The organism is Streptosporangium sp. NPDC000396, from assembly GCF_042898655.1.
Lineage (GTDB): Bacteria > Actinomycetota > Actinomycetes > Streptosporangiales > Streptosporangiaceae > Streptosporangium.
This window is the reverse complement of the sequence record NZ_JBIAZA010000021.1, coordinates 61,538-78,127: the sequence shown is the minus strand read 5'-3', so window position 1 is coordinate 78,127 and position 16,590 is coordinate 61,538. Positions and strand designations below refer to the sequence as shown.

At 69.0% G+C, this 16,590-nt stretch carries 18 protein-coding genes and 1 pseudogene; 8 read left to right on the top strand and 11 right to left on the bottom strand.

Annotation, left to right across the window (positions count from 1 at the left end; translation table 11 throughout):
* Positions 1-2: 2 nt before the first annotated feature.
* From ACFY2X_RS30405 to ACFY2X_RS30385, 5 genes are all read right to left on the bottom strand, one after another.
* Positions 3-1,457, bottom strand: a complete 1,455-nt coding sequence (locus ACFY2X_RS30405) for a sugar transferase (RefSeq protein WP_389944775.1) — start codon at positions 1,455-1,457, stop codon at positions 3-5.
* 242 nt (positions 1,458-1,699) lie between these two features.
* The gene (locus tag ACFY2X_RS30400) at positions 1,700-2,050 is read right to left on the bottom strand and encodes a hypothetical protein (protein ID WP_389944772.1); all 351 of its coding nucleotides are present in this window, start codon (positions 2,048-2,050) and stop codon (positions 1,700-1,702) included.
* A gap of 129 nt (positions 2,051-2,179) precedes the next feature.
* Positions 2,180-2,803 carry a GntR family transcriptional regulator gene (locus ACFY2X_RS30395; protein WP_389944769.1) on the bottom strand — a complete coding sequence of 208 codons (624 nt, stop codon included), beginning with the start codon at positions 2,801-2,803 and terminating at the stop codon, positions 2,180-2,182.
* The gene (locus tag ACFY2X_RS30390; RefSeq protein ID WP_389944766.1) at positions 2,800-3,666 is read right to left on the bottom strand and encodes a DMT family transporter; all 867 of its coding nucleotides are present in this window, start codon (positions 3,664-3,666) and stop codon (positions 2,800-2,802) included. The genes ACFY2X_RS30395 and ACFY2X_RS30390 overlap by 4 nt, the downstream gene beginning before the upstream one ends.
* Before the next feature lie 64 nt (positions 3,667-3,730).
* On the bottom strand, positions 3,731-4,048 hold the full coding sequence (locus ACFY2X_RS30385; protein WP_389944764.1) for a hypothetical protein: 318 nt from the start codon (positions 4,046-4,048) through the stop codon (positions 3,731-3,733).
* A gap of 167 nt (positions 4,049-4,215) precedes the next feature.
* On the opposite strand from ACFY2X_RS30385, the gene ACFY2X_RS30380 reads away from it, so the two are divergent.
* Both ACFY2X_RS30380 and ACFY2X_RS30375 read left to right on the top strand, forming a co-directional pair.
* On the top strand, positions 4,216-6,267 hold the full coding sequence (locus tag ACFY2X_RS30380) for a nitrate- and nitrite sensing domain-containing protein (RefSeq protein WP_389944761.1): 2,052 nt from the start codon (positions 4,216-4,218) through the stop codon (positions 6,265-6,267).
* A complete protein-coding gene (locus tag ACFY2X_RS30375) occupies positions 6,264-6,620 on the top strand; it encodes a DUF742 domain-containing protein (RefSeq protein ID WP_389944758.1) in 357 nt (118 codons plus the stop codon). The genes ACFY2X_RS30380 and ACFY2X_RS30375 overlap by 4 nt, the downstream gene beginning before the upstream one ends.
* 75 nt (positions 6,621-6,695) lie before the next feature.
* On the opposite strand, the gene ACFY2X_RS30370 is transcribed toward ACFY2X_RS30375, so the two are convergent.
* On the bottom strand, positions 6,696-7,187 hold the full coding sequence (locus ACFY2X_RS30370; RefSeq protein WP_389944755.1) for a GNAT family N-acetyltransferase: 492 nt from the start codon (positions 7,185-7,187) through the stop codon (positions 6,696-6,698).
* A gap of 99 nt (positions 7,188-7,286) precedes the next feature.
* Complete coding sequence (locus ACFY2X_RS30365) at positions 7,287-7,877, bottom strand: TetR/AcrR family transcriptional regulator (protein WP_389944752.1); 591 nt, start codon at positions 7,875-7,877, stop codon at positions 7,287-7,289.
* Positions 7,878-7,954: 77 nt separating this feature from the next.
* Between ACFY2X_RS30365 and ACFY2X_RS30360 the strand changes: the two genes are divergently transcribed.
* Together ACFY2X_RS30360 and ACFY2X_RS30355 are read left to right on the top strand one after the other, a co-directional pair.
* Positions 7,955-8,371, top strand: a complete 417-nt coding sequence (locus tag ACFY2X_RS30360; protein WP_389944749.1) for a VOC family protein — start codon at positions 7,955-7,957, stop codon at positions 8,369-8,371.
* Positions 8,372-8,482: 111 nt separating this feature from the next.
* Positions 8,483-9,448 (top strand): NADP-dependent oxidoreductase, encoded by a 966-nt coding sequence (locus ACFY2X_RS30355; protein ID WP_389944746.1) that lies wholly within the window; start codon positions 8,483-8,485, stop codon positions 9,446-9,448.
* Between the two features lie 64 nt (positions 9,449-9,512).
* On the opposite strand, the gene ACFY2X_RS30350 is transcribed toward ACFY2X_RS30355, so the two are convergent.
* Positions 9,513-10,214, bottom strand: a complete 702-nt coding sequence (locus tag ACFY2X_RS30350; RefSeq protein ID WP_389944743.1) for a DUF4097 family beta strand repeat-containing protein — start codon at positions 10,212-10,214, stop codon at positions 9,513-9,515.
* Positions 10,215-10,411: 197 nt separating this feature from the next.
* On the opposite strand from ACFY2X_RS30350, the gene ACFY2X_RS30345 reads away from it, so the two are divergent.
* Together ACFY2X_RS30345 and ACFY2X_RS30340 are read left to right on the top strand one after the other, a co-directional pair.
* Positions 10,412-10,993, top strand: a complete 582-nt coding sequence (locus ACFY2X_RS30345) for a TIGR03086 family metal-binding protein (protein WP_389944740.1) — start codon at positions 10,412-10,414, stop codon at positions 10,991-10,993.
* Entirely contained in the window at positions 10,990-11,457 is a 468-nt protein-coding gene (locus ACFY2X_RS30340; protein ID WP_389944737.1) for a GNAT family N-acetyltransferase, read from the top strand. The genes ACFY2X_RS30345 and ACFY2X_RS30340 overlap by 4 nt, the downstream gene beginning before the upstream one ends.
* Positions 11,458-11,694: 237 nt before the next feature.
* On the opposite strand, the gene ACFY2X_RS30335 is transcribed toward ACFY2X_RS30340, so the two are convergent.
* Positions 11,695-12,351 carry a hypothetical protein gene (locus ACFY2X_RS30335; RefSeq protein ID WP_389944734.1) on the bottom strand — a complete coding sequence of 219 codons (657 nt, stop codon included), beginning with the start codon at positions 12,349-12,351 and terminating at the stop codon, positions 11,695-11,697.
* 59 nt (positions 12,352-12,410) lie between these two features.
* A complete protein-coding gene (locus ACFY2X_RS30330; RefSeq protein ID WP_389944731.1) occupies positions 12,411-13,091 on the bottom strand; it encodes a TetR/AcrR family transcriptional regulator in 681 nt (226 codons plus the stop codon).
* On the opposite strand from ACFY2X_RS30330, the pseudogene ACFY2X_RS30325 reads away from it, so the two are divergent.
* Both ACFY2X_RS30325 and ACFY2X_RS30320 read left to right on the top strand, forming a co-directional pair.
* A pseudogene (locus ACFY2X_RS30325) lies at positions 12,973-13,839 on the top strand (SGNH/GDSL hydrolase family protein). The gene ACFY2X_RS30330 and the pseudogene ACFY2X_RS30325 sit on opposite strands and share 119 nt — an antisense overlap.
* 90 nt (positions 13,840-13,929) lie before the next feature.
* Positions 13,930-15,117, top strand: a complete 1,188-nt coding sequence (locus ACFY2X_RS30320) for an MFS transporter (RefSeq protein ID WP_389944728.1) — start codon at positions 13,930-13,932, stop codon at positions 15,115-15,117.
* 6 nt (positions 15,118-15,123) lie between these two features.
* Here the strand turns inward: ACFY2X_RS30320 and ACFY2X_RS30315 are convergent, their stop codons facing one another.
* On the bottom strand, positions 15,124-16,359 hold the full coding sequence (locus ACFY2X_RS30315; protein WP_389944724.1) for an MFS transporter: 1,236 nt from the start codon (positions 16,357-16,359) through the stop codon (positions 15,124-15,126).
* Positions 16,360-16,590: the final 231 nt, after the last annotated feature.

Genomic DNA, 16,590 nt, shown 5'->3' with positions numbered 1-16,590 from the left:
TGCTAGTAGGCCCCTTCTCCGCCGGTGACGGCGCTCCAGGTTTTCCAGAGGATCTGCAGGTCCAGGAAGAGCGACCAGTTCTCGACGTAACGCAGGTCCAGGCGGACCGACTCCTCCCAGCTCAGATCGGATCGGCCGCTCACCTGCCACAGGCCGGTCATGCCGGGTTTGACGACCAGGCGGCGGCGCACGTCCTCGCCGTATTGCTCGACCTCGTCGGGCAACGGTGGCCGCGGCCCGACGAGCGACATCTCCCCGCTGAGCACGTTGAGCAGCTGCGGCAGCTCGTCGAGGGAGTAGCGGCGGAGGAAGGAACCCACGCGGGTGATCCTTGGATCGTTCCTTATTTTGAAGAGCACGCCGTCGAACTCGTTCTGCCGCTGGAGGGTCGTCTTCAGCCGCTCGGCGTCGACGACCATGGTGCGGAACTTCACGACCTTGAACTCCCGGCCGCCCTTGCCGATTCTGACCTGCCGGAACAGCGCGGGACCCGGGCTGGTCGCGCGGATCAGCGCGCTGATGACCAGCATGGGCAGGGCCAGAACCAGCAGCGCCAGTGCCGCGCCGACCCGGTCGAAGAGGTTTTTGGCGAGCCGCTTCACACCGTTGAACTCGGGGTGCTCGACGTGCAGCAGCGGCATCCCGGCCACGGGGCTGATGCTGATGCGCGGACCGGCCACGTCCATGAGCGCGGGCGCCACGAACAGGTCGGTGCGGGCGTCCTCCAGGCCCCAGGCGAGCCTGCGCAGCGCCGCGCCGTCCAGCTCGGGACAGGCCAGTACGGCGACGGCGTCGGCGCTGACCTTGGTCACCACCTCGGCGACGTTAGAGAAGCTTCCGAGCACCGGGACCCCGTCGACGTCCAGCGTCTCCAGGTCCGACGGCAGGCACGCGGCGACCACGGTCATGCCGTGATGCGGTTGCCTGCGCAGCTGCATCACCAGGTCGAGCACCGACTCCCGGTGCCCGACGGCGACCACCTGGCGCATGTATTCGCCGAGGGACCGCCGCCGGTGGAGCCGCTTTCGCATCCTGTATCGGAAGACGACCGTGAGAAGAAGGGCGAGCGGGAACATCGCCATGACGAAACTACGGGCGATGGTCGTCTGGGTCGCGTAGGCCCCGATCGCGACGGCGGCCGTCAATCCGACCCCTCCATCGAAAACCGCCCGGAATTCCTCCGTTCCCTCGCCGTGCGCGCGCTTGCGGTAAGCGCCCGCCAGAGCCAGCGACAGTGGCCACGCCAGGGCGAAGCCGAGTCCCAGCAGTGCCTCCGTCCCGGGAATGTAGGCACCGAACCAGAGCCGGATACCCAGAACCGTCTCACAGGCGACCACCGCGCACGCGAGGTCTCCAGCCAGCAGAATCCGCGCATAGGACCGCGTCCAGATGCTCGGAGCGGTGCGCACCACACCATCGAGGAGCGCGACAGCGGGCTCCTCTGTCCCCACCCTCATACCACCCCACCCAGATGCCCCAGCATTAACAGATAACGAGACGCGCATCTCGTTTCATTGGTTGACAGCTTTCTCGAATGCACCAGGAGCGCGGATACACAGGGAAATCCTAGTGATCAAGATTCAGCAGGGGAATAGCGTCCTACTGTCCACTACTGGCCTAAGCAGGGCAGACAGAACATCTTGACGGAACGGTCCAAACATGTAGGTTTAACCGCCCTAAATCGCCGAAGAACCGCCGATTAGTCGTATTCAAAATCCGGCAGGGCGGACGGAGGTTCGGGACTGCGCCAGACGACGACATAATCGTCGCGCGCGACGTCCACTGCCGCGCCGAGCCTGTCGAGATCGAAGTCGGGGAGATATCGAAGACGGGCGAGGAAGCTGGTGTCGGTCGCCGACCTGGGCACCACACAGCCCTGGCCGTCACGATCTAGAAGAATGTACAGGATGTCCGAGTTGCTGTCTCCTACCACTCTCACCTCGACGACGTCCTCCCATGCGAGGGCGTCGACGCTGCCGTCCGCGTAGTGACGGGTCACGCCTTCTTCGGTGACATATACGTAGGAGTCCGGCACCGAGTTGCCCTGCATGGCCGCGATTCTGACGACTCCAGGGCATCCGGTGCAATAGAAACGCGCAAGTCGGGCGATCGACGCGTCTCGCGGCCGTGGTCGGCCGGCCCCGTCAGGGCTCGCCCCAGCCACGGTCGACCGGACCCGTCAGGGCTCGCCCCACCCGTGGTCCAGGTGCGCGGCGACGGCCCGCCTGGCGCTTTCCACCGGGCCGCGGCCGATCGTGTCGAGCAACTCCTCGTGCTCGGCCACCAGCACGTCCCGGTCGGCGTAGACGGAGCGCAGCCGCACCAGGCCGAGCCGCGTCTCAGCGGCCAGCGTGGAGTAGAGCCGCTCCAGCCGGGGACTGCCCACCGCGACGATCAGCGCCTCGTGCAGCGCCATGTGCTCGGCCACCACATCGGACCAGGGGGCGTCGCCGGGCAGCGCGGCCATCCGCGACAGGGCGTCATCGGCCTCCTTGACCCGCCGCCCGGCCAGAGCGGTGGCCATCAGGTCCTCCAGCGGGCGCCGGACGAACATCAGATCCTCGAGGTCGGCCACGGTCACCTCGGCCACCTGCGCGCTGCGGTGCCGTTCGCGCTTGAGCAGCCCCTCGTGCACGAGCACGGCCAGCGCCTCCCGGACGGTCGGCCGGGCCACGCCGTACTGGGCGGAGAGTTCCTGTTCGGGCAGCGCGGTGCCGGGGGCCATCTCGCCGGAGAGGACCCGCCGGCGCAGGGCGTCGGCGAGGGCGTTGACGGCGGAGACGGGACGGAGCGGGATGGTCACACCGACGACTCTATTGCCGCGGTGGCGCTCACCGCCCGCCGCTCGGGGAGGGCCACCGTGGCCAGGCTCGCGCCGATCAGCACCAGCCCGGCGACCGAGAGGGGCGTGAGCCGCTCGCCGAGCACCACGACACCGAGCAGGGCCGCGACCGCGGGCTCGGCGAGTGCGAGGGTGGAGGCGGTCGCGACGGGGGTGGTGCGCAGGCCCCTGCCGTACAGGACATAGGCCAGCGCGGTGGTGGCGCAGCCGAGATAGAGGGCGGCGACCATGCCTCGGGGCTCGGCGAGCCAGGACACGTCCGTCCACAGCAGGACCGGCAGCATGACGATCGCGGCCCCGCCGAATATCGCGCCCATCACCGCGTTGGAGGGGGCTCCGGCGCCGATCACCCGGGACGCCGTCACCGCGTAGAAGGCGTAGATCAGGCCGCCGAGGAGCGCGAGCAGGATCCCGTCCGCCCGCGCCTCGCCTCCCCCGCCGGTCAGTACGGCACAGCCCGCGATCGCCGCCGCGGTCGCCCCGGCCCAGCGCCGGCTGGGCGGCACCCGATCGAGCAGCCAGGACAGCAGGCCGGTGAAGACGGGACCGCTGCCGATGGCGACGACGGTGCCGATGGCCACGCCGGTCCGGCTGACCGCGGCGAAGTAGCAGAGCTGGTAGGCGGCCGCGGCCAGCGCCGCGGCCAGCAGCAGGTCCCGGCGAGGCAGCAGCCGCATCGCCGGGCCCACGGCGACCGCGAGCACCAGGCCGCCGACCACCATGCGGGCGGCGGCCAGGGAGATCGGGTCGACTCCCGCGACGAGCAGTCCGGCGGTGCCGGCGGTACCCCAGAGCACGGCGGCTCCGACGACGGCAAGCTTCATGGCCACATTGTCTGACAACTAGACAATGTGCGTCAAACGCTTACCCCGAGACGGTCACCAGGCCCTACGACGTGATCCGGGCCACGCCCGTCGACACCTCCTTCCCGCTCGCCCTGCTCCTGGCCGACCGGGCCGTTGCCACGCAGTGAGCACAAAAACCCCCATTCCGGCCCTCAGGACAGGTGCAGTGCCATCGCAGGACTCCGTCGACGGCCCGAAGCTCCACGCACGCGGCGCCGTCGTCCACCTCCGCGATGACCAGTGACGGGCTGAACCGGACCAGCTGGACCGCCCTCGACCTCACCAGCTCGTCTCCACGGGCCAGCGCCTCCTGCGCCGCGCGGCCCACCTCCTGCTCGACCAGATCCGCGACCCTCAACATGGGCGCCTCCCTATTCATGACATGGAAGACGCACCCCACAGGACAGAGGTTCCCAAATACCGTTAAAGGCTTTCTTAATATGAATCGCCCATATCTCTGGTCGCCGATCACCGGCGTTGCTAGGGTTTCGCCACTGCTAATCGCGCATATCTGCAGTGCGAGGTACCATGGCCGGCCGCAAACACTCGATCAAGGTCAAGATTTTCACCCTCCTGCTTGTCCCACTTGTCTCACTTGTAGCTATTTGGGCGTTTGCGGCGACTCTCACCGTTCAAAGCGGCCTGGACCTGCTCAGCGCCAGCAACGGCTATGAAAGCGGGATCCTCCCCACCAGAGCGGTGACCACCGCGCTCCAGCACGAGCGGCTCCTGTCCCTGTCCGTCCTGGGCGGTTCCGCAGCCGCCCGCACGTCTCTGGACGCCCAGCGAATCCAGACGAACGCCGCGCGGGCGGAGCTGGAACGGCGCGTTCCCGCGCTCCGGGCGAACACGACTTCGGCTGTCTGGGACCACCTGGTTCAGCTGTTGAACGCGATGGACCGGCTCACCGAGATCCGCAGCGGGGTGGACACCCGCGCGGCCGGCCGGCTGCAGACCCTCGACGCCTACAACTCGATAATCGGGGTGGCCTTCGAGGTCTACGGAAAGATCCGGATGACGTCGGACATCGACCTGCACGACCAGACCCGCGCCGTCGTCATGGTCGGGCGGAGCCGCGAGATGCTCAGCCAGCAGGCCGCGCTGATCTCCGGCGCCGTGGCCGCGGGAACCATGAACGCCGAGGATCGCGCCAGGTTCGGCGAGCTGGTCACCGGTCGCAGGCTGCTGTACTCCACGGGGTTCACCCAGCTCGACGAGGAGCTGCAGACGCCCTACGGCGAGCTGCAGGGCTCCGCCACCTACACCTCCTTCGAGCAGATCGAAGACGCCATCACCGCGGGCGGCAAACCGAACGCCTCCTGGGCGACGGTCGCGGCGAAGCTCTCCGACGCGTTCGACAAGCTCGGCGGGGACGCCGGCAAGCGCATCACCGAACGGTCCATGCCGGTCGCGGCCGGCATCCTGGTCAGGATCGGCGTCGCCGGCGGGCTCGGCCTGATCGCGGTCGCGGTGTCCATCTTCGTCTCGGTGCGGTTCGGCCGCCGGATAGGCGCCGAGCTCGTCGGCCTCCAGCAGGCGGCCCTGGACCTGGCGCACCGCCGGCTTCCGGACGTGGTCGAGCGGCTCCGCCGGGGCGAGGACGTCTGTTCCGAGGCCGGCGAGCTGAACCACGGCACCACCACCGAGATCGTGAGCGTCGGGGAGGCGTTCTCCTCGGTCCAGAAGACCGCCGTCGAGGCGGCCGTCGGCCAGGCCCAGATGCGTAAGAACGTCAACAAGGTCTTCGTGAACCTGGCCAGGCGCAGCCAGTCTCTCCTCCACCGGCAGCTCGCCATGCTGGAGGCGATGGAGCAGCGCGCCACCGACCCGGACACCCTCGACGACCTGTTCGGCCTCGACCATCTGACCACCCGCATGCGCCGCCACTCCGAGGGACTGATCATCCTGTCCGGCGCGGTTCCCGGCCGAGGCTGGCGGGTACCGGTCGCGATCTACGACGTGGTCCGCGCCGCCATCGAGGAGGTCGAGGACTACCAGCGCGTGACGGTGAACGTGCCCCCCGGCCCCGCCGTCATCGGCACGGTGGTCACCGACGTGATCCACCTCCTGGCCGAGCTTGTGGAGAACGCCGCCATCTTCTCGCCTCCGCACACCACGGTGCAGGTCAACGGCGAGGCGGTGGCCAAGGGCTACGCCATCGAGGTCGAGGACCGCGGGCTCGGCATCACCTCCGCCGAAATGGCCCAGCTCAACGAACGGCTGGCCAGTCCCCCGGAATTCGACCTGGCCGACAGCGACCGGCTCGGCCTGTTCGTCGTCACGCAGCTCGCCTCCCGGCACGGCATCCGCGTCTCCCTGCGCCCGTCCCCCTTCGGCGGAACCACGGCGATCGTGCTCCTGCCGAGCGAGCTGGTGGTCGATTCGTCCGGGCCCCAGGTCACCCACACGGCCGAGCTCGAACAGGCCACCACCGACATCGGGCTTCCCAAGCGGGTACGGCAGGCCGTACCCGAGCGGCGGACCGCGACGGACGACGCGCCGGAATCGGCTTCGAGCGCCATGCTGGCCGCTTTCCAGAGCGGATGGCGCCGCGGGGAGCAGGAGAGGGGAGCGGAATGACCGAGCGCTGGCTCGACCAGGACGCCGGGCCCATCGTCCGCCCCTACACGCTCACCCGGGGCCGAACCCGGGCCCCCGGGGCGCAGTTCGACCTGGTCGCCACGGTGGTGGTGGCCAACCCCCCTCGGGCGGACCTGCCTCCCGAACATACTCTGATCGTCAATGCCTGCCGTACGCCCGTCTCCGTCGCCGAGCTGGCCTCGGAGACCGGCCTTCCCATCGGGGTGCTCCGGGTGCTGCTCGGCGATCTGCGCGACTCCGGCCTGATCACCATCCGGCTTCCCGTGCCCACCGTCTCGCTCCCGCGCGAAAGCCTGCTCCGCGACGTGCTCGCCGGGCTCAAAGCCCTGTGACCTCGTTCCCCTCACCACCCGCGCGGCAGAGGACACCCCATCGAGGGTGCCGCTGACACGCGATCGGTCAGCCGGTCAGTCGGTGGCCAGGCGGGCGTGCCGCTCCACGTCGTACCGCACGCCCTCGTAGCACAGCTTGGCCCGCTCGATCCCCTCGGGCAGGAACCCCGCTCTGGTCGCCACCGCGCACGAGGCCGGGTTGTTGAGCCGGTGACCCAGCTCAAGACGGAACAGCCCCCGCTCGCGGAACGCCCAGTCCGCCAGCTTCCGTGCCGCGGCCACGGCCACTCCCCGCCCCCTGGCGTGCGGTGACGTCCAGTAGGACACCCAGCCGTTGCCGTGCGCGTCGATGTTGCTCACCGCGACGTTCCCCACGACCTGGCCGCCCGCCACCACGGCGAACGCCTGCGCGTCGTCCCGGAACCCCCACACCCCCATCCACTCCAGCGCCGCCTCGGGCGTCTCGATCGGCCGTGCCGCCTGCTGCGCCATGTCCGGGGATCTGAAGGCGTCGAGCACGGCGTGCGCGTCATCGGGCCGCCAGGCGCGCAGTTCCACATCAATCATGCGAAGCAGACTATTGCTCCGGCAGGCAGCCGTGAAGAGATGATCATGCTGCCCATCGCCGCCCGGGGTCGCCGCGTCGCGAGCGCGCGAAGCACGAGTTCATCCGACGCGCAGCGCCTCCAGCATCCGCGACAGGGCGATCATGGTGTCGGTCAGGTCTTCGGGATTCTCCGACCCCGCCAGCCACAGAGCCGCCTCGTTCATCGCGCCCGACAGCAGGCGGGTCAGCGGCGCGACCGGCTGCCGGGCGATCACTCCCCCCTCGATCAGGGTGGTGAGGGCCTCGGCCAGATGCCGGGCCGAGGCGGCCTCGTCCAGCGCGCGCCATTCGTTCCAGCCCAGTACGGCGGGGCCGTCGACGAGCATGATCCGCTGAACGTCCGGGTCGGTGCTGGCGGTGAGGAACGCCCGGCATCCGGCGGTGAAGCTCTCCCACGGATCGTCCTGGGCCTCGGCGGTCGCGGCCACCGTCCGGGCGACCTGCTGCTGCACCTCCGAAAGGACGGCGCGGAACAGGGCGGCCTTGCTGTCGAAGTGGTGGTAGAGCGCACCCTTGGTGACCCCGGCGGCGCGGACGATCTCCGACAGGCCCACCGCGCCGTAGCCCAGGGTCGCGAACAGGCGCCTGCTCTCACGCAGGAGGGCCTGCCTGGTCCGCTCTTTCTGCTGCGCCCTGCCGACGTTCGTCATCGCACCTCGCCTGTTGACATACCGATGGTACGCCAATACGTTACCTTCGCATACCGACGGTATGTGAAGGAGTTCGCATGAAACTGACCAGCTTCTATCCGGTTGTCTGCACCTCACGGCTCCAGGAGTCCCGCGACTTCTACACCGGGCTGCTGGGGTTCGAGACGACGTTCGAGGCCGACTGGTACGTCAGCCTGCGGCGGCCGGGGGCGTCGCCGTACGAGCTCGCCCTTCTCGACCACGACCACCCGACACTGCCCGAGGCGTATCGCGCTCCCGTGCGGGGCCTGCTGCTCAACTTCGAGGTGGAGGACGTGGACGCGGAGTGGGAGCGGCTCGTCGTCCGCGGGGGACTGCGGGCCGAGCTGGAGCTGCGGAGCGAGGACTTCGGGCAGCGGCACTTCATCGTGGCCGATCCCAACGGGGTCCTGATCGACGTGATCACGCCCATCGCACCTTCCGCGGCGTACACCGACCAGTACGTCAATCCGTGACACCGAACCGGTCGCCGGCCCCCGTATCGTCTGCGCTCATGGCCTGATCCTTTTACATATTGGCCATCAGGCCACTGTCGATCGACATCCGGTCTCGGCATGCTTTCCGGCATGACTGGAACGACGATGCGTGCGATCAGCCAAGACGTCCTGGGCGGCCCCGAAGTGCTGAAGGAGACAGCGCTGGAGCGGCCCGCACCGGGCCCGACCGAGGTGCTGGTGCGGGTGCACGCGGCCGGGGTCAACCCGACCGACTGGAAACATCGCGCCACGGGCGGCTCGCTGGGGCGGCCGCCCTTCGTCCTCGGCTGGGACGTCTCCGGTGTCGTCGAGGCCGTCGGGCTCGGGACGGCGCTGTACAAGCCGGGCGACGAGGTGTTCGGCATGCTGCGTTATCCGTACGGCCACGGCGCGTTCGCCGAATACGTCGTGGCACCCGCCCGCACGTTCGCCCGCAAGCCCGCGAGCGTCGACCACGTGCGGGCGGCGGCTCTCCCGCTGGCCGCGCTGACCGCGTGGCAGGCGCTGGTGGACACCGCGAAGGTGGAGGCGGGGCAGCGGGTGCTCGTCCATGCCGCCGCGGGCGGGGTGGGTCACCTCGCGGTGCAGATCGCCAAGGCCCGAGGGGCTCACGTCATCGGTACGGCGAGCAGCGCCAAGCACGAGTTCCTGCGCGGCCTGGGAGCGGACGAACTCGTCGACTACCGGAGCGTGGACTTCGCCGAGGCGGTCAGGGACGTCGACGTGGTGATCGACACCATGGGCGGCGACTACGGGCCGCGCTCGCTGCGCACGCTACGCAAGGGCGGCGTCATCGTGTCGCTCGTGCTGTCCAATCTGGCCGAAGGGCTCACCGCCCAGGCCGGGGAACTGGGCATCCGCGCGGAGTCCATGCTTGTCGAACCGGACTACGCCGCCATGGAGGCGATCGCCGCGCTGGTCGAGGCGGGCAGGCTGCGCGTCGAGATCGACACGGTGCTGCCGCTGGAACAGGCGGCCAGGGCGCACGAGCGCGGCGAGACGGGCCGCACCACCGGCAAGATCGTGCTCACCGTGGGAACCTCCACGGGAGAATGAAAGCCGTCGTGCCCCCATGACCCCTACCGGGCACGGTGACGCTCGCGCGCGCACCCCGGCCGGATCACACGGGTGACACCTCGATGTCGCCCGAGTCGACGGTGACATGGATCGACCGCGGTGCCGCGGGGTCGTTGTCGACCCTGATCTTCTTGACCCCACTGTCGGTCCTGGCGGTGACCTTGTAGGCGGCTTTCGGCAGCCGCACGACCCCGTTACCCGAATCGATCTTCACCTCGACGTCGTCGGGCTGCCCGGCGAACGTCAGTTTCACGTCTCCGGAATCGGCTTCGGCGACAACCCTCTTACCCGCCAGCTCGCCGCCCTCGATGTCGCCGGAGTCGGTCACCGCCTCCACCGGCCCCGACAGCGCCCGCAAGGTCACCGTCCCCGAATCGACGGCGACCTTCACCCGGAGACCGCGCGGCACCTCCACCCGGTAGTTCACACCGCATTTCGAGCCGCCCCACACGCTGTTGCCACGCGGGCAGTCGTAGGTCACGACCAGTTCGTCACCGTTGACGACGTGCCTCGTCGCGGGCTTGCTCTTCCGCCACGTGAGATCTTCCGTGACATGAATCCCCTGTCTGTCGGATTCGGTCACCACGACGTCGCCGTCGTCGCCTTGCACCTTGAGCGCGACCACTTTCTGGGACACGTCGTATGACGTCTTCTCGTGCTCCTCCGGGCCGCCCAGTCCGCACCCGGCGAGCACGAGAACGGACCCGGCCAGAGCCGCGGCGATGGTCGTCTTCTTCGTTCGCACGCCGTCAAGTCTTCAGCAGGCCGTACCGCCGCCGCCTCCGGCATGCCCCTGAGACAACCCCGAAACGACCATGAGAGACCGTCTGGGCGACCGCGGCCAGGCCGGGACGATCAGTCACGACATCAATTATATGAGTTGACAGATGATATACGTATATAGATCGTGTGCATGAGCTTATCAATTGCTAGGAGCCGCTCATGGACATACGGGAGCTGAACAGGCGCGCGGTGCACGCGAGCATGGAGCTGGTCGCCAAGGCGACGGCCGAGGACCTCGGCAGGCCGACGCCGTGCGCCGGCTGGACCCTGGCCGACCTGCTCGCCCACATGATCGCCCAGCACCGCGGGTTCGCCGCCGCGGCGCAGGGCGCCGGAGCCGATCCGGAGGCGTGGCAGGTTCCGCCGGTCGGCGACGACGCCGTCTCGGTCTACACCACGGCCGCCGAACACGTGCTGGCGGCGTTCGCGGAAGACGGCGTGCTGGATCGCGAGTTCGCGCTTCCCGAGTTCGGCAGGGGCTTGACGTTCCCCGCGACGACCGCCATCGGCTTTCACTTCATCGACTATCTGGTGCACTCCTGGGACGTCGCCCAGTCGCTCGGCGTCGCGTTCACGGCGGAGCCGGCGCTGGTGGAGGCCGCCTGGCCGATCGCCCAGGCGGTCCCGGACGACGAGCGACGCCGCAGGCCGGGCGCCGCGTTCCAGCCGAGCGTGACCGCCCCCGAGGAGGCGACCCGCTTCGACCAGATCCTCGCCCTGCTCGGCCGCTCCCCCTCATGACACACGACACGCTCCCCCTCATACGCCGGGCCGTGCCCGGCGACGCGGACCGGATCACGGAGGTCTTCCTGGCCGCCCGCGGCCGGATGGCCTACCTGCCGCGCCTGCACACCGACGAGGAGACCGCGGCCTGGATCACCGGCGTCGTGATCCCCCGTCACGAGGTGTGGGTCGCCGAACCGCACGGCCGCGTCGCCGGGTTCGCCGCGCTGAGCGACGAATGGCTGGAACACCTGTACGTCGCGCCGGACGCCCAGGGCCTCGGCCTCGGCTCAGCCCTGCTCGCCCAGGCCAAGAAGGTACGGCCCAGCCTGCTCAGCCTGTATGTGTTCCAGCAGAACACCGGCGCCCGCCGCTTCTACGAACGGCACGGTTTCGTCCTGACGGCGCTGGGAGACGGCGGTGACAACGAGGAGAGACTTCCCGACGCCCGCTACCGGTGGCGAGCCGCCGACGAGCTCTGACGGCCAGTCCGATCCCCCCGCGAACTAAATATGGATCTTCTTCGTCGAAGCCGGTGATACACCGCAAAGGGGGGCAAGTGATCTATATCGGTTCAGACGGGCGGATCGGGCGGTCAGCGGAGATCGAGCGGGTGGTGGAGGCGCTGACCTCGAGAGAGAACGATATGGGTTTCGGCCGTGTGAATCGGGTGGGCTTTCAGCTCGCCGTACGGCGAACCGGCCACGAAACGGCCGCCCTTACTCCGAGATCGTTCGCTGGGCGTCCTGGAGCTTCGGCACCGCCGCCCTCGCCGCCTGCTTGCTCAGGTCAGGATCGAACGTGGCGAAGAAGCCGTCGCTCACCAGCAGCATGACGGTGTTCTTGACTCTGATGAGCACAACGTCCACCGCGTGGATCGGCTCAGGATTCATCTCGGGGATCGTCTTGTCGTACCTGATCCCGTATGCCCAGTCCCCGAGCTTACCGACGGAGAGCCTGGTGATGGTCTCCTCAGTGTCATCCGTACTCGCGTCGACCTTGGCGCAGTCACGCACCATGACCTTGCCCACCTGCTGCCAGGAGGCCAACTCGGCGGGGGCGCCGCTTATGACGAACTGCTTGACGCCCGACGGCTTGTCCTCCTTGTCGATGAAGACCGCCGTCTTACTCCGGAGAAGGGGCCTCAGCGCCTTGACGGCCTTCGCGCACTTCTTTGTGTGGGCCGACCCGGAGTCCAGTGCCTCGCGGTTGCGCTTCTCGTTGAAGGTGAAATCCTCGCCCAGGTCCTCGGGAGCGAGAAGGGCCTCGCGCAGCTGGGCTGGAGTCAGGGGCTTGACGGGGGCTGCGGCCAGGGCGGGAGCGGCGGAGGCCAGCAGGAGGGTGGCGGCGAAGCCGCCTAAGATCGCGGAACGCATGAAACGGCATCCTAAAGTTCCACAGCTCTAATGATCAATAAGCGCGAACGCCGGGCGCCTCATCGATCACTCAGGTCGGCACGCCCGATGAGGAACGTCTCGACCACGCGGCGGACCCTGTCCCCGGCGTCCTTGTCGCCGAGCCGGAACGCGGTGTTGGCGGCGCAGAGCACCGCGTCGATCTGGAAGGCGGCGAGGCCGGCGTCCAGATCGGCGATCTCCCCCGCGTCGGCGGCGTGGCGCAGTTCGCCGGCGACGAGGTCGAGCCAGTCGCGCCGATGCCGGAAGAGCGCGTCGTGGACCCGTCCCGGCCTGCTGTCGAAGTCGGCCTGGTTCGCCGCCCAGAAGCAGCCACCTGAAAACAGCGGCGTCTCGGCGTAGGCGGTCCACCGTTCGATCAGCGCGCGCAGCCGGGCGGCACCGCGGGACACGGCCAGCGCGGGGCGGATGACCGCGTCGGTGAACGCTTCACGCGCGCACTCGACGGCGGCGACCTGCAGGTTCTCCTTCGTCCCGAACAGCGTCTGGACACCGCTCTTGCTCAGCCCGAGGTCCGCGGCCAGCCGGCCGAAGCTGAGCCCGTTGAGCCCTTCCAGCGAGGCCACGTCGACGGCATGGCGGGTGATCATCCGCCTGGCCCGCGCACCACGCAGGAGGCGCTGGTCGGACACCACCGCGTCTGCCGGATCGGGCGCGCGGCCGTCCGCGTCCAGGCCTGATCTCTGCGCGATCTCGCTCATCGACACCATCCTGCCACACCCCACATTGCACAATACGTACGGTCGACCGTATGTTTACTTCGTGACTGCGAACACGACCTTCCCCACGGAGGAATCCGACCCCTTCTGCCTGTCACCGGCGAGCGCGACGCGTCTGCTGGCCGGCGCACCCTGGCGACGCTTCGCCTCGATCGGCGACAGCCTCGCGGCCGGTACGGGGGACCCCGCCCCGGGCTACGCGAACATGGGCTGGACCGACCGGCTCGCCGGCATCCTTCGCCGCGTACACCCCGAACCGGCGTACCTGAACGCCGCGAAGATCGGGGCGACGGCCGCGAAGACGCTGGAAAGGCATGTGAGCCCGGTCCTCGAATTCGGCCCCGACCTGATCCACATCTCCTGTGGCGCGAACGACATCTGACGGCCGGAGCCCGACCTCGCCCAAGTCCAGCGGACCATGCGGCGGATATTCGAGCTGGCTGCGGGGACCGGAGCCCAGCTGACGACGTTCACGCTCGGCAGGGCCTTCGTCGTGCCGACGTTCCCGGACTGGCACGACCGGGTGCGCGCACTCAATGACATCACCCGCGAACTGGCCGCCGACCACGCCGCCGTGCTCGTCGACATGTGGGGTCACCCGGTCAATTCCCGGCCGGACCTGTTGAGCGCCGACCGTGTCCATTTCTCGGCCTCGGGCCAGGCCGTGATGGCGTCCGAGCTGATCAGGGGACTCGCGCGCGTGCTCGGGCACGCACCGCGCGACGAGTGACCGCGCCGAAAACAACCACCGAGGGCGTGAGATCGCTGCCGAGGCATGCACCGTCTCCGTCTCGGTGAACGGAATCAAGGAGATATCCGCATGACAAGCATCGACGGATCCCCCCAGACGCGAAGCGCCGAACCGCCGGCCTCGTCCCGCACGCCGTGGCGCGCGGTATCGGTCGTGATGGCCGGCACGTTCATGGCGACCCTCGACTCGTTCATCGTTGTCGTCGCCGGACCGGCGATCCAGACCGACCTCGGCGCGTCCGGCGGCGAGCTCCAGTGGATCCTGGCGGGCTACCAGCTCACCTACGCGGTGTTCCTCATCACCGGGGGCCGCCTCGGCGACCTGCACGGGCGCAAACGGGTCTTCATCCTGGGGATGGCGCTCTTCACGGCGTCATCGATCGCCTGCGCCCTGTCCGGCACGGCGATCAGCCTCATCGCCGCGCGGCTCGTCCAAGGTCTGGGCGCCGCGTTGATGGTCCCGCAGGTCTTCGCCGTCATCACGTTGCTGGTCCCCGATAAGGGCCGTCACCGCGCCTTCGGCGTCCTCGGCGTGGCGATGGGACTGGCCTCCATCGGCGGCCAGCTCATCGGCGGCCTGCTGGTCGGAGCCGACCTGTTCGGTTCCGGGTGGCGGCCGGTGTTCTGGATCAACGTCCCGATCGGGCTCGCCACCATCCTGCTGACCACCCGGTTCATCCCCGAGTCGCGGGCGGCGTCCGCGCGCGAGATCGACGTCGCCGGAGTGGTGGCCCTCACCGTCGCGTTGTTCCTGCTGGTCTTCCCGCTCATCCAAGGTCACGAGGCCGGATGGCCCTGGTGGACGTGGGCCGGCCTTGCCGCGAGCAGGCTCGTGCCGAAGTACGGCCGCCGCGTGCTGGAGGCCGGGGCGATCGTGCTCGCCGTCGGGTACGCGTCGACAGCGGTCATCCTGATGTCGGGACTCCGGTTCACGCCGGGACTGATCATCCCGACTCTCATGCTGCAAAGCGTCGGCGGAGGCCTGCTCATCACGCCCTCGCTCAACGCGGTCCTGGCGCGGATCAACCCCGACGACGTCGGCGTCGCCTCCGGGGCGCTCTCCACCGCCCAGCAGGTCGGCGGCGCGCTCGGCGTCGCGATCATCGGAAGCGTGTTCTTCAACGCCTTCCCCGCCTCCACCGGCGGCGGAGCCGAGGCCGCGGCGCACGCGCTGGCGATGTCCTCGATATTCACCCTCGTCACCGCGATCGTGGCGACACTGCTGGTGTATTTGCTGCCCACCGGCCGGCGCGCGTAGGCGAGTTCAGGCGACCGGCGCCGTCACCGCGGCCTCGACGTGTGTCCGCCGGGTGTGCTGGTGGCGTTGCGCCCAGCGGACGGCAAGTGGTGCCGCCAGACCCGTCAGGGCGAACAGCGCTCCTACGACGTACCACCCGGGGCGGCCCCAGGTGATGCAGAGCGAGATGAGCAGGCCTGGCCCGAGCGCCTCGGCCAGGCCGGCGCCCAAGCCGAACACGCCCAGATACTGGCCGGTGGCGTGCTCCGGGGCGAGGGCGAAGGACACCTCGAAGCCCGCGGCGGAGTGCCACAGCTCTCCCACCGTATGGATCACCACCGCGGTCGCGAGCAGCGTCACGGCAGCCCAAGCCGGCACCCCTGCGGACAGCGAGAGCAGCGCGCAGGAGACGAGGAAGGCCACGCCTGATCGGCGGTAGGCGCCTCCCCCAGCCGTAGGAGAGTCGATGTTACGGCTGGCTCGCACCTGAAACGCGATGACGATGACGGTGTTGATGAGCATGGTGCCCGAAATGAGCCAGCGCGGGGCGGTCGTGGCCTCGACCAGCCAGAGCGGAATGGCCACGGTGAGCACCTTGAACTGGATGGCCATGATGCCGTCGATGGCGGTGATCAGCAGGTAGGGCCGGTCCCGCAGGGCGATCCAGCGGGGGCCGTCGGCGGCGGGCCCTGGCGTGACCGGCGGCAGGAGAACCAGGATCGCCGCGGAAGCCCCGAAGGAGATCGCGTTGCCGATGACCAGAAGCTGGTAGGCGGTGTGGGTGTCCACCTGGACGGCCCAGCCCGCCAGCAGGGCGCCGAAGGAGACGCCGATGTTGGTCACGGCACGGAGATAGGCGCGGAATTCCTGGGGCCGGTCCCCTCCGTAACACCTGATGATCGGGCTGCGTGCAGCCTGTCCGGCCGCGTGCGCCCCGGTGGCCGCGCATACCGCGAGGACGAACGGCCAGAAGCTGTCCGCCAGCATGAAGCCGGCCGTCGCCAGCCCTCGGACGACAAGGGTGGCCGCGTAGACGCCACGTGCTCCGCGTGTGTCCGCGAGGCGGCCTACGGCGATGCCCGCGGCGAGCGAGACGAATCCGGCGATGCCGAGCCCGAGACCCACCTCGGTCGCGGGAAGGTGAGCCGCCTGGGTGAAGTACAGCACCCCGGCGGTCAGGTAGAGGCCGCTGCCGATGGTGTTGACGAAGTTCGAGGCGGCGACGACGCGCTGTGGTCCGGTGTCGGGAATCAGGTGGGGCATGGCGTGGCTCCACGTCCTGGGCGGGGGGTAAGGGGTACGGGTATCTTGTTGCAACTAATTCGCAATAGCAAGAGGCTTGCAACTATAGCCCTGGCCCGGCTTCACTGTGTGGTGACGTTGAAGTGCGGGACGAGGAATGCCTGATGAGGTCGCCGATATGGGCGGCAACCGGTGCCCATCGGGCGCCGGCCAACCGCGGGACGACATCGGTGCAGAGGCACTGACCACCAG